At 71.2% G+C, this 12,580-nt stretch carries 11 protein-coding genes; 3 read left to right on the forward strand and 8 right to left on the reverse strand.

The window, feature by feature from the left end; genetic code table 11:
* Positions 1–18 precede the first annotated feature (18 nt).
* A complete protein-coding gene (locus tag H4W31_RS37930; RefSeq protein ID WP_192771006.1) occupies positions 19–1,311 on the reverse strand; it encodes an aspartate aminotransferase family protein in 1,293 nt (430 codons plus the stop codon).
* Between the two features lie 137 nt (positions 1,312–1,448).
* On the opposite strand from H4W31_RS37930, the gene H4W31_RS37935 reads away from it, so the two are divergent.
* Positions 1,449–2,798, forward strand: coding sequence for a hypothetical protein (locus H4W31_RS37935; RefSeq protein WP_192771007.1), 1,350 nt, complete (start codon positions 1,449–1,451; stop codon positions 2,796–2,798).
* A 15-nt stretch (positions 2,799–2,813) separates the two neighbouring features.
* Here H4W31_RS37935 and H4W31_RS37940 read toward each other — a convergent pair whose 3' ends face one another.
* The 4 genes from H4W31_RS37940 to H4W31_RS37955 all read right to left on the reverse strand — a co-directional run bounded on the left by H4W31_RS37940 (position 2,814) and on the right by H4W31_RS37955 (position 8,609).
* Positions 2,814–4,592 carry a vWA domain-containing protein gene (locus tag H4W31_RS37940; RefSeq protein WP_192771008.1) on the reverse strand — a complete coding sequence of 593 codons (1,779 nt, stop codon included), beginning with the start codon at positions 4,590–4,592 and terminating at the stop codon, positions 2,814–2,816.
* A gap of 84 nt (positions 4,593–4,676) precedes the next feature.
* Positions 4,677–5,897: a serine/threonine-protein kinase gene (locus tag H4W31_RS37945; RefSeq protein ID WP_192771009.1), complete on the reverse strand. Its 1,221-nt coding sequence runs from the start codon at positions 5,895–5,897 to the stop codon at positions 4,677–4,679.
* Between the two features lie 145 nt (positions 5,898–6,042).
* Positions 6,043–7,710 (reverse strand): PucR family transcriptional regulator, encoded by a 1,668-nt coding sequence (locus H4W31_RS37950; RefSeq protein WP_192771010.1) that lies wholly within the window; start codon positions 7,708–7,710, stop codon positions 6,043–6,045.
* A gap of 95 nt (positions 7,711–7,805) precedes the next feature.
* Positions 7,806–8,609 (reverse strand): TrmH family RNA methyltransferase, encoded by an 804-nt coding sequence (locus H4W31_RS37955; protein WP_318783769.1) that lies wholly within the window; start codon positions 8,607–8,609, stop codon positions 7,806–7,808.
* Positions 8,610–8,838: 229 nt separating this feature from the next.
* Between H4W31_RS37955 and H4W31_RS37960 the strand changes: the two genes are divergently transcribed.
* Together H4W31_RS37960 and H4W31_RS37965 are read left to right on the forward strand one after the other, a co-directional pair.
* Positions 8,839–9,180, forward strand: a complete 342-nt coding sequence (locus H4W31_RS37960) for an ArsR/SmtB family transcription factor (RefSeq protein ID WP_192771012.1) — start codon at positions 8,839–8,841, stop codon at positions 9,178–9,180.
* Positions 9,170–9,619: an SRPBCC family protein gene (locus H4W31_RS37965; protein ID WP_225945895.1), complete on the forward strand. Its 450-nt coding sequence runs from the start codon at positions 9,170–9,172 to the stop codon at positions 9,617–9,619. Before H4W31_RS37960 ends, H4W31_RS37965 begins: the two co-directional genes overlap by 11 nt.
* A 33-nt stretch (positions 9,620–9,652) precedes the next feature.
* On the opposite strand, the gene H4W31_RS37970 is transcribed toward H4W31_RS37965, so the two are convergent.
* From H4W31_RS37970 to H4W31_RS37980, 3 genes are all read right to left on the reverse strand, one after another.
* Positions 9,653–10,495 carry a hypothetical protein gene (locus tag H4W31_RS37970; RefSeq protein ID WP_192771013.1) on the reverse strand — a complete coding sequence of 281 codons (843 nt, stop codon included), beginning with the start codon at positions 10,493–10,495 and terminating at the stop codon, positions 9,653–9,655.
* Between the two features lie 295 nt (positions 10,496–10,790).
* A complete protein-coding gene (locus H4W31_RS37975) occupies positions 10,791–11,906 on the reverse strand; it encodes an SPFH domain-containing protein (RefSeq protein ID WP_192771014.1) in 1,116 nt (371 codons plus the stop codon).
* Positions 11,907–11,911: 5 nt separating this feature from the next.
* Positions 11,912–12,382 carry an NfeD family protein gene (locus H4W31_RS37980; protein ID WP_192771015.1) on the reverse strand — a complete coding sequence of 157 codons (471 nt, stop codon included), beginning with the start codon at positions 12,380–12,382 and terminating at the stop codon, positions 11,912–11,914.
* Positions 12,383–12,580: the final 198 nt, after the last annotated feature.

Consider the following 12,580-nt stretch of genomic DNA (forward strand, 5'->3'; position numbering starts at 1 on the left):
ACCCCACCGGCCGGGGCGTCAGACGTCGGCGACCGCCACCGCCTCGGCCAGGATGCCCAGCGCCTCGGCTGCCTCGGACTCCGTCACCGTCAACGGCGGACCCATCCGCAGCACGTTCCCGTACAGACCGCCCTTGCCCACCAGCAGGCCGCCCCGCTTGCACTCCTCGAAGACCCGGGCCGTGACCGCCGGGTCCGGTTCGGTGCCGCCGGACCGGACGAACTCGAGACCGATCATCAATCCCCGGCCGCGCACCTCGCCGACGATGCCGTGCCGGCGGGCCACCTTCCGCAACCCGGCGAGCAGGATGCCGCCCACCCGGGCCGCGTTGGCCTGAAGGTCGTGCGCCAGCAGGTAGTCCAGTACGGCGTTGCCGGCCGCCGTCGAGATCGGGTTGCCGCCGAAGGTGGAGAACGACGTGGCGTGCACCTCGTTGAGTACCTCGGCCCGGCCCACCACCCCGGCCAGGGCGAACCCGTTCCCGATCCCCTTGGCGAAGGTCAGCAGGTCCGGCGTCACGTCGTGGGCCTGGTAGCCCCAGAAGTGGTCCCCGGTACGCCCCCAGCCGGTCTGCACCTCGTCGGAGATCAGCAGGATGCCCGACTCGTCGAGCACCTTCTTGAACGCCCCGAACAGCCCGTCCGGCGGGGCCACGAACCCGCCGACCCCCTGGATCGGCTCGGCGATCAGGCAGGCCACGTCCCCGGCGGTCTGGGTGGCGAGCACCTCCCGCAGGTCCTCGACGGCCGCGTCGAGGTACTCCTCCGGCCCCAGCCGGGACAGCAGGCCGCGCAGCCGGTCACCGGAGTGCAGCCAGCTCACCTGGAGGGGGTTCAGCGCGCTCGCCGACCAGCTCCGGTGCCCGGTGACCCCCATCGCCGCGTACGACCGGCCGTGGTAGCTGTTGCGCACCGCCAGGATCTGGTGGGACCGCCGGTAGTTGGTGGCGACCAGCAGCGCCGCCTCGTTGGCCTCGGTGCCGGAGTTGGTGAAGAAGACCCGGGCGTCCGGAATGCCGGAGACCGCCGCCACCTTCTCGGCCAGCTCGACCTGCTGCCGGATCAGGTAGAGGGTCGAGGTGTGCACCACCCCGGTGTCGAGCTGGCGCCGTACCGCCTCGCGTACCTCGGCGATGTCGTAACCGATCATGTTCGTCAGCACTCCGCCGAAGAAGTCCAGGTAGCTGCGCCCCTGCGCGTCGGTGACCCGGCGGCCGGAGCCGGAGACGATCTCGATGGGCTCGGCGTAGTAGAGCGGCATCCAGGACGGCAGGACCGCCCGGTGCCGTGCCAGCAGGTCGTCGGTGGTCATGGTCATCACACCCTTCACCCGGGTACGCGGACCACTGCACGCTCCCACCAGGCGGTCCGGCGGGCAACTTCGGCCGGCCGGGTCGACCGGCGCCGGACATCGACCTGCCGTCAACCCGAAACGGACTACTATTACCTGTGCCCAACGGACAACTCCGACGGATGGCCGCCTTCGCCTTCCCGTCCCACTCGTTCGACCCGGCCACCGGCAACGCGGCCCTGGAATACGCGCTGACCGGCCCGGACGGTGACCTGCGGTTCACCGAGGTGATCACCTTTCCCCGGCCGGAGGCACCGCCGTCACCACGGACCCTCGACGCCTTCGGACGGGTGCTGGAACTGCTGCACCTGGTCGCCGGGGTCAGCTACTACAAGGCCGCCGCACCGCCCCGGCTGATCCTGCCGGCGCCGCTGGGCGAGGCCGCCACCGCGCTGGTCACCGCCGTCTACACCAAGGGCCTCGCCGAGTACGCGTACCGCAACGACCTGCCGTACGTGCTGGAGCTGACGCCGACCGTGCCGGACGGGGAGGTCGCCGAGCCGGACGTGCTGGACAACTCCGACCGCCGGCCGCTGTCGACGGTGGGCGGCGGCAAGGACTCGATCGTCAGCCTGGAGGCGCTGCGCCGGGGCGGCTTCGATCCGGTGCCCTTCTCGGTCAACCCCAACCACATCATCGTGTCGGTGAACGAGGCGTCCGAGCTGGCCCCGCTGGCGGCCCGCCGCCGGCTCGACCCGACGCTGATCGAGCTGAACGCGGCCGGGGCCCGCAACGGGCACATTCCGGTCACCGCGATCAATTCGCTGATCGCGGTGGCGACCGCCGTACTGCACGGGCTCGGCCCGGTGGTGATGTCGAACGAGCGCTCCGCCTCCGATCCGAATCTGATCTGGAACGGTCACGAGGTCAACCACCAGTGGTCGAAGGGGGTCGAGGCCGAGGGACTGCTGCGCGCGGCACTGGCCGGGCACGCGGGGCTGACCGAGCCGTACTTCTCGCTGCTGCGCCCGCTCTCGGAGCTGCACATCGCCCGGCTGTTCGCCCAGTTCTCCCGGTACGACGACGTGGTGACCAGCTGCAACGCGGCGTTCAAGTTGCGCGATCCCAGCGCCCGCTGGTGCGGGAACTGCCCCAAGTGCCAGTTCATCTTCCTCGCGCTGGCCCCGTTCATGCCCCGGGCCCGGCTGGTACACATCTTCGGCACCGACCTGCTCGCCGACCCGGCCCAGACGCCGGGCTACCTCGAACTGCTCGGCATCGACGCGCACAAGCCGTTCGAGTGCGTCGGCGAGGTGGAGGAGTCGGTGGTCGCGCTCGGCCTGGTCGCCGAGCACCCGGACTGGCGGGACGCGGCCGTGGTCCGGACCCTGCTCGCGGCCATTCCGCCCGAGGCGTGGACGGCCGCGAACGCCACCGACGTGTTCACCCCGACCGGCCCGCACTTCGTGCCGCCGACGTACGCCAAGGCGTTGACCGCGATCTCCTGATCCGGATGACCGCCGTCAGAAGCTGCTGACCAGTTTCACGAACGCCTCGTCGATCGTGGCGGGGTCGGTGGCGTCGAACGCCTTGCCCGACGACACCTTGGCGATCCGGTTCAGCGTGGCGAAGTCCGACTCCCGGTCGAAGGCGATGCAGAAGACCTTGACCGGGCGGTCCGGGTCCAGGGCGACGTCGGCGAGCAGCTGGGCCAGGTTGTTGTCCTGGCTGTACTCGTTCTTGCCGTCGGTCAGCACGACGACGGCGTTGATCCGCGCCGGGTCGTACCGTTCGAGCACGTGCTGGCGGGCGGCCCGGACCGTGGCGTAGAGCGCGGTGCCCCCCTCGACGTGCAGGTCGGCGATCCGGCTGTTGATCCGCTTCTGGTCCAATGCGCCGAGCCGGACCTCCTCACGGTAGGGGGCGCTGGACCGCTTCGTCTCCGAGGAGAACGACCAGAGTCCGACCCGGTCCTCCGCGTTGAGCAGCGCGAGCCCCTTGGCCGCCGCTGCCGAGGCGACCTGGAAGCGGGTACGCTCGCCGACCGCCGCCTCCATCGACCCGGAGGTGTCCAGCGCGATCAAAATGTTGGCCTTCTTACGCAGCGTGCTCCAGCCGTCCAGCATCGCCTCGACCACCATCGGGTCCGGCGGCTCGAAGTAGGTCAGCCCACCGGCGGGCTCGGCGCCGACGCTGGCGAGCAACCCCGCCGCGGCTCGGCGTTCGTGGTCCCGGAAGCCGAGGCGGGCGAAGCTCTGCTGCTGGTCGTCCTCGGTCAGGAAGGCCAGGAAGTCGGCCGCCGCCGCGCGCTGCCCTTCGTCGGCGGAGGGCAGCACCACGAACGGGTGGTCCAGGTTGAAGGTGCCCTCCTTCGGATAGACGGCGACCAGCGGGACGTTCGGCCGGCGGCCCCGCTCCTCGCCCTGCTGTCTGGGGCTCAGTCCCCCCTCGTTGTAGAGGTGGACCAGTTCCTCCTGCATGACGATGGCGCTCATGTCCTCCGTGCCGGCACCCCCACCGGCGAGATCGGCCTCGGCGAGGTTGCGCAGCAGGTCCACCACGTCGTCGCTGTAGTGCGACACGTTCGCCTCGATCCGCCGGACGAACCCGGTCACCTTCGGGTCGGCCAGGTCGGACCGGGTCAGGTCGCTGGACCGGTTCACCGCGGCGTAGTACGTGGCTATGGTCGCCGCCAGCCCGGAGGTGGAGAGGTTCGGGTTGTCCTTGCCGAAGGTGAAGCGGCCCCACTCGGGCCTGCCGAAGCCCGCCCACCCGTCCCGTCCGGAGAGGCCGAGGACCTCTCCCCAGCCCAGCGGCCCGCGCCGGCGTACCAGCTCGCCCTTGGGCTGCGGCATCGCGATCACCAACGGGCTGTTCGCGATCGACGGGTACTGGTCCGGGGTCTGCAACGCCCGTCCGGCGGACCTGTCGAGCAACCGGAGTTGGCCGGTCCACAGGCTCGACGTCGGCAACCAGACCTGCGGCTCCGGCAGGCCGGTGCCGCTCCAGCCGGCGGCCAGCGCCTCGGTGGCCTTTCCAGAGGTCAGACCGCTGACGTGCACCTGTGCGCAGCCGCCGTCGAACGACCGGTCGCTGCTGTTGTACCGCTCGGCCAGCTCAACCAGCAACGCCGCCTTCTCCGTCGAGGAGTTGACCTCCAGCTTGGTGGTGCAGTCGGCCCGGCCAGCGTCCGCGTCCCGCTGCCGGACGAGCACGAACGCGCCGGCGATGACCAGCAACCCGGCAGTGACGGCGGCGGTGTACGGCAACCACTGTCGGGTACGCGGCGGGGCTGGGGCCATCTGGACGTCCTCCTCGGCGGCTACCTGATGGCAGTCAAACTATCGGTGCAGCGCCACCGGCGACGCCGGTCCGGCGCCCACCGGTCAGCGGCGGTCGGACGAGTCGCCGAGTGCCGTCGCGACCAGCAACCGCACCAGGTAGACCACTACGAAGGCGGCCGCCCCGGTCGCCACGGCCGCGTCCAACGCGCTCGACGCGACGTAGCCGGCAGCGGCGCCGACCGAGCCGAGGAAGATCGCGGTCGAGATGCCCCAGGCGTCGACCGACTCACGTCGGAGCCGGCGCCCCCAGCCGCCGTGGCCCGGTGTGGCCGGCGCGGCGGGCGCACCGGGCGCGAACTCGGAAGCCCGGTACTGCGACGGTGCCACCGACCCGGGACGGGACAACGGCAGCGGCCGGGTCGGCGGCGCCGCGCCGGCGGTCTCGTTACCCACCTGGAGCACGGTCTCCCGGCGGAGCGGACCGGTGACCCTGGCGTCCTGCCCGAGCAGCCGCATCAGTACGTTCTCGGCATCCGGCCGGGCCGTCGGATCCTTGGCCAGGCACTGCCGGATCAGCTCGTCCAGGCTTCGCGGCAGCGGTGGTAGGTCGGGCGGCTCGTTCAGCACCCGGTGCATCACCGCGAAGAGCGAGTCGTTGCCGAAGGGTGGCCGGCCACCGGCAGCGAAGGCGATCGTGGCGGCCCAGGCGAAGACGTCGCAGGGTGGGCCGACCGAGTCGTTGCGGAACCGCTCCGGCGCCATGTACGCGGTGGTCCCCATCACCCGACTGGTCACCGTCTCGGTGGTGCCCAGGGCGCGGGCGATGCCGAAGTCGATGACCCGTGGGCCGTCCCGGCCAAGAACCACGTTGTCCGGCTTCAGATCGCAGTGCACGACGTCGGAACGGTGGATCGCGGCGAGCGCGGTGGCGGTGCCGACGGCGAGCCGGTGCAACGCGTTGCCGGCGACCGGGCCGTGGTCCTGGACCTGCCGGTAGAGGGTGGGGCCCTCGATGAACTCGCTGACCACGTAGGGCCGTTCACCGTCCACCTCGGCGAAGAGCACCTGTGCGGTACAGAAGGGGACGACGCGGCGCGCCGCGGCGATCTCCTTCATGAACTGCGACCGTGCCCGGGGGTCGCTCAGATCGACATTGATCATCTTGACCGCGACCTGGTCGCCCTGGTCGTCCTCGCCGAGATAGACCACTCCCTGGCCGCCCGCGCCGAGCCGGCCGACCAGCCGGTACGGGCCGGCGGTGACCGGGTCGTACGTCCACAGTGGCGCCAGCCCCGGCACCGGCGTGCCGGCCAGTCCTGTCATCCCGACTCCATCGACGTCGCGTCCGGCCACCCGGCGGCGGAGGACGCGTCCATGGTGCCACGTCGCCGCCGCCAGGCTGACCAGGTAGCCGCATGCCGGATTCCGCCGGCACGCAGGGCAACGGCGGGTGGAGTCGTGGCGTGACTCAGTCGTCCCGGACGGCGTCCAGGGCCAGCAGGGCGACGTGCAGGGAGAGACAGTCCTCGACCACGTCCAGGTCGACGGCGAGAATCCGGGAGATCCGGGCCAGCCGTTCGTAGAACGCCGGCCGGGACAGGTGCGTCGCGGCGGCGGCGGCCGACTTGTTCCGGCCGCTGTCCAGATAGCCGCGCAGCGTACCGAGCAACTGCTCACGGGGATGCTCGGCGTCGTACGCCAGCAGTGGCCCGAGTTCGCGTTCGACGAAGGTCTGCAACCTCGGCTCGTCCCGCAGCAGGTGCAGCAGGCCGGCGAGCCCGACGTGTGGCAGCCGGTACACCGGCAGGTCCCGTCGACCCCGTCGGGCCGCGTCGGCGACCTGCCGGGCCTCGATCAGGGAACGCCGAACCTCCCGTACGGTGTCCACGCCGGATCCGGCGGCCACGATCACCCCGACCGGTGCGCCGTACGACCGACCCGCCGTCGGGCCGGCGTCCAGGCGTACCCGGTCCAATGCCGTGGCGAAGTCGGCCAGTGCGCGGTCGACGTCCGCCGCGTCCCGGAGCGCCAGTACGGCACCGACCGCCTGGTCGTCGAGCGTGCTGGACAGCCCGTTCAGGTCGGCGTTCCGCAGTGCCTGGCTGACCGCCTCCGCGAGATCGCGCAGTCGGGCCTGGGCCGCCGCCGAACCCGGCTCGTCGGCCCGGTACCGGACCACGACGCCCACCAGATGTCGACGTTCCAGGGCGACCCCGAGGGCGCGGGCCCGCAGCGCCACCTCGTCGACCGGCCGGGTGTGGTCGAGCAGCGCGGTGAGCAGGCTGCGGTGGATCTGCCGCTCCAGCCCTTCGGCGTCCCGGCGGATCAGCCGGCCCAGCGCCAGGGTGGAGGCGGCCCGCTCGACCAGGATCGTCAACCGGGTCGGCGGGGTACCCGAGCCCGTCGCCAGTTCCCCGGCCGGCCACCGCAGCAGCAGCCTCCCCCAGTCCTGTCCCCGGGCACCGACGGTGGTCACCAGCCAGCCCACGTCCGGGTCGTACCCGGTCCGTCCGGTCGACCGGATCCGTCGGGAGTGCTGCTCCCACGCCCGGAGCAGCAGTTCGGCGCTTTCCCCCGCCGGGTCGTACGCCAACACCTGCCGGGAGACGTTCTCCAGGACCACCGGGCAACCGGCCAGCTCCGCGGCCTGCCGTACCACCTCGGCCGGCTCGGCTCCCTCGACGGACAGTTCGGTGAACCGCTGGTGGATCTCCTCCGTGGCCCGCAGTTCGGTGAGTTGGGCGTCGACGATCAGCGCGTGCACCGCCTCGGTGATCCGGACGAACGGGGTGACCCGGCGCAGTTCGACCAACGCCAGGCCCCGCTGCTCGGCCGCCGACGCCATCACCCGGGGCACCACCGTCGGGTAGCGGCGGCCGAGCTCGACCACCAGCCCGGACACCCCGACGTCGGCCAGTTCACCGATGAACGCCCGGAGCCCCGCGTCGTCGCCGGGCAGCCCGATTCCGGTGGTGAGGACCAGTTCGCCGCCGCTGAGCAGCGCCGCGATGTCGGGTACCTCGGCGACGTGCACCCACCGCACCAACCGGTCGAGCCCGCCCGCCCCGGCGACCACCCGAGGTCCACCGTGCCGGACCGGGTCGAGGGCCAACACCTCACGCACGGTAGGAAACACGGACTCGACGGTACCGCCCGGCGACGTGGGCGGCCCCGCGCTCCGGATTCGGAACGGCCACCGGCCGCATCTACCGGGATCGCAGCACGGGCGCGCTACACCGGGTCGTCGCGACCGAGTTCCCAGCAGGCGACGGCCGCCGCAGCCGCGACGTTGAGCGAATCGACACCCCGGCGCATCGGGATCACCACCCGTACGTCGCTGGCCTTCTGCGCCGCCCCGGTCAACCCGGCACCCTCGGCGCCGAGCAGCAGCGCCGCGCGGGTCCGCTGGGCCGGGTCGAGCCGCTGGATCGGTACCGCGTCCACCGCCGGGGTGAGCGCGAGCACCGCGAAGCCGGCCGCGCGTACCTCGGCGAGGCCGTCGGGCCAGGGCTCCAGCCGGGCGTACGGGACCGCGAACACCTCGCCCATGCTGACCCGTACGCTGCGCCGGTAGAGCGGATCCGCGCAGGACGGCGAGAGCAGTACGGCGTCCACGCCGAGTCCCGCCACGGCTCTGAAAATCGCGCCCAAATTGGTGTGGTTGTTGACGTCCTCCAGGATCACCAGCCGGCGCGCACTGCCGAGCACCTCGGCCACGCTCGGCAGTTCCCGCCGCTGGAACGACCCGAGTACGCCCCGGTGCACGTGAAAGCCGGTCGTCTGCTCCAGCACGCTGGGACTGGCGGCGTAGACGGGCGCACCACCGGTGTCCAGGTCGCCGAGCTGGTCGACCCGTTTCGCGTCCACCAGGAACGACCGTGGCCGGTAGCCGGCCCGGACCGCCCGGCGCAACACGAGTTCCCCCTCGGCGATGAAGAGCCCGTGCGGCGGCTCCCAGCGAGTGCGCAACTCGACGTCGGTGAGCGCCCGGTAGTCGGCGATCCGGGGGTCGCCCGGCTCGGTGATCTCCTCGATCGCCGCCACCGGTACGGCGCCGGTGGGCTTCCCGACCTCGCCGGGCGGGGGGCTGGGGACTTCTTCGGCGGACACGGCGCCGATTCTCCCCCGCGCCGGTCCGGGCCCCGGTCAGGAGGGTGCCGAGCCCTCAGGTAGGCAATTTCCTACCCTTGACTGGTAGGGCATCGCCTACCTATCCTTCCCGGTATGGCGATCACAAAGATCCAACTACAGGCCACCGCCGCCCGTGGCTGACGTCGACGTCTTCGCCGCGTTGGCCAGCCCGACCCGGCGACAACTGCTCGGCCTGCTCCTGGACCGGGGCGCCCGTCCGGTCCAGGAGTTGGCCGAACACTTCGACATGCGCCGACCGAGCCTGTCGGAACACCTCCGGGTGCTCAAGGACGCCGGTCTGGTGGTCGAACGCCGGGCCGGCCGGCAACGGCTGTACTCGCTGCGCCCGGAGCCGCTGCGGGACCTGTCCGAGTGGCTCACCCCGTACGAGCGGTTCTGGCGGGAGAAGCTGTCCGGCCTGCGCGACCTGCTCGACGCGGAGGACGACCAGGAGACGGAGAACCATGATGACTGACGTCGGTGTGATCAGAGCAGGACAGTTCCTTCCCCAGCCACCGGTACGCGTCTGGCACGCCCTCACCGACGCCGAACTGCTGGCACGCTGGTTCATGCCCAACGACTTCAAGCCGGTACTGGGACACCGGTTCACGTTCCAGGCCAAGCCCCGGCCCGAGCAGAACTTCGACGGTGTCGTGCACTGCGAGGTCCTGGAACTCACTCCGGAGCGCCTGCTCCGGTTCGCCTGGCGCGGTGGGCACCTCGACACCACCGTGACCTGGACGTTGACACCCGAGGGGCGCGGCACCCGGCTGGTGGTCGAGCACGCGGGATTCGATCCCGACGACCCGGACCAGCGGTTGGCTTTCAAGATCATGGGTGGCGGTTGGCGGTCACACGTCCTGCGCGGTCTGGCGGACCTGCTCGCCGCGCAGGACGAACCGTCGGACCGGTGAGCCCGGTTCGCGGAGCGAGGTGTCGCTGTCCACTCAGGACGGAGCGGGCTCGGGTGGTGCGGTCGGGAGCAGCCCGCCATGGCCGGGCACGACACCGCCACCGGCAGGTACGACCCCACCGCCGGATACGACCGCGGCGACCGCGCTGGCCGTACTCGCCCGGGTCAGGGTGGCCCGGCCGACCGGCGGCACCAGTCGGCCCGCCCGCCAGGCCACGCCGATCCCGGCGGCGAGCACGAACATCGCGCCGAGGCTGTGCAGCGCGGCGACCAGCAGCCCGCCGACGCCGAGCAACGGAGCCGCGATCATCAACAGCGTGCCGTCGGCCCTACTGAAGACACCGGAGCGGAACACCGCGAGACCGGTCAGCCACCAGCCGAGCGAGTAGAGCACTCCACCACTGATCGCGATGACCCGGCCCGCCGTACCGAACGCCGCCGTGTCGTCCGGCAGTCCACCGAACGGCAGCAGCAGCATCGTCCCGGCGATCGCGACCAGCAGCCCCGCGGCCGCGATCGCCCGGCTCCGGGCGGCGACCAGCAGGCTGGCCACGGCCATCAACCCGAGCAGGCCGAGCCAGAGCGCCCCGATCCAGCCGAGCAGGTGGGCCGGGCGCTGCTGGGTGAGAAAGGGCGCCGAACCGGATCCGACCAGGGTCACCGAACCGTAGACAATGGCGTAACCGGGTAGCACCCAGACGGCGGCGCGGGCGGACCGGCGCAGCGACCAGGCCCAGGTGGCATCGCTCGCCGGCTGCTCCGTGCGGCGCTCGACGACGAACGGCAACAGGGCGAAACCGCCGTACGGCCAGCGCCCCGAGACCGGATCGGCGGTCTGGCCGACGACAGGTCCGGAGCGGAGGGAAGTGTCGGGCACGGGTCCACTGTCACCGATAGCCCGGTTTGATGAGTTCGTTCGCTTTGACGGGTACGCACCTTTTGCTGGTACGAGGTGGTACCTGGGGTCCGAGGGGTGGGTTTCCGAATTTGAGGGGTGGATCACACGCCGTCACCTCGCTCCACGTGCCGCACGGGTGGGCGCGGGCGCATCCGCTCCGGCACCCCGCTCCTGGTCACCACCCGTCGCTAGGACCGATCGTGTCAGGTGCCGGGGTGCCGCGCGGACGCTTTCGCGAATCAGCCGTCGGAGCACGGGCGAAAGGCCCGAAGGCTCAGGCGCGCTCCTCCCGCTTATCCACAGTGGAGTCGTCGACCAGGCTGGCCGGCGAGACCGGCTCGGGCGCCGGCAACTCCGGGCTGCTGGCAACGGGCCGGGACGTCACCTGCGCTTCGGCGGCGCGTACCTCTTCGTTGACCTGCCGGGCCGCCTCGGCCGCGGCCTCCGCCGCCTCGGCTGCCTCCCGCTCGACCGCACCGGAGTCGACCGCCGCCCTCGGTACGTCGCCGACCATCTGGCTCAAACCGCCCAGCGCGCCGCCGATCCCCTCGAGTGCCTTGTTCAGCTCGGCCGGCACGATCCAGACCTTGTTCGCGCTGCCGTTGGCGATCTGCGGCAGCGCCTGGAGGTACTGGTAGGCCAGCACCTTCTGGCTCGGGTTGGCCTGGTGGATCGCGTCGAAGACCGTCCGGATCGCCTTGGCCTGACCCTCCGCCTCCAGGATCCGGGCCTGCCGGTCACCGTCGGCGCGGAGCACCGCGGCCTGCTTGTCGCCCTCCGCGGTGAGGATCTGCGACTGCTTCTGCCCCTCCGCGTTCAGGATCGCGGCCCGGCGGTCCCGCTCGGCGCGCATCTGCTTCTCCATCGAGTCGCGGATGCTCGCCGGCGGCTCGATGGCCTTGATCTCCACCCGCGTCACCTTGATGCCCCAGCGTCCGGTGGTCTCGTCGAGCACGCCGGACAGGTGCCGGTTGATCTGGTCCCGGCTGGTCAGCGCCCGCTCCAGGTCGAGCGAGCCGATCACGTTACGCAGGGTCGTGACCGTCAACTGCTCGATGGCCTGGAGGAAGTTGGAGATCTCGTAGGTGGCCTTCACCGCGTCGGCGACCTTGAAGTACAGCACCGTGTCGATCGAGACACCCAGGTTGTCCGAGGTGATCACCGGCTGGGGCGGGAAGCTGACCACCTGCTCCCGCATGTCGACCTTGGTCCGTACCGCGTCGATGAACGGCACCAGGAGGTTGAGGCCGGGGTGCAGCGTGCGCTTGTACTTACCGAGCCGCTCCACCACGTCCTGGCGCTGCTGCGGAACGATCCGGACAGCCCTGATCAGAGTGACCACCACGATCAGGGCCACGGCGGCCAACAGTAGACCGACCACAGTTTCCACGCTGCTCACCTCTTTGTATCGGGTTGCTCATCAGTAGCGACATCGTCGTGCCAGACCAGGGCGGTCACGCCCTTGACCTCGATCACCCGCACCCGGTCGCCCGGAGCGAACACCTGGGTCACGTCGTAGGACCGGGCGGTCCAGATCTCTCCGTCGATCTTGACCACCCCACTCTCGGCGTCCACCCGTTCGAGCACCAGCGCGGTGCTCCCGGCCAGCGCCTGCATGCCGAACGGCTGCTCATCGCCACCCAGCGCCGACTGGCGGTGCCGCTGGATGGTCGGGCGGGCGAACACCAGGGTCAACGCCGAGACGGCGGCGAACACCACGGCCTGGAGGGGCACCGGCGCACCGAGGGCCGCAGCGCCGGCCGCGGCGAACGCTCCGATCCCGAACATGATCAGGAACAGCGTCGTCGTGAAGATCTCCGCGACGACCAGCACGACGCCCAATACGATCCACAGGAGTGGCTCCACACACTGATCCTGTCACGCGGGTGCACGTGTCGGCGACCGACGCATCGGTGCCGATAAGATCCTGTGCGCCGGTGTTTGATCGGATTCGCGCACCAATGCCGAAACCGCCGGTCCGCACCCTCGGATCCGGCCTCCCGGTCCCCCGGCGACCGGCCCGCCCCCCGTCCCCCAGCCCGAGGAGGTACCCGACGTGGTCCC

The organism is Plantactinospora soyae (assembly GCF_014874095.1).
Classification (GTDB): domain Bacteria; phylum Actinomycetota; class Actinomycetes; order Mycobacteriales; family Micromonosporaceae; genus Plantactinospora; species Plantactinospora soyae.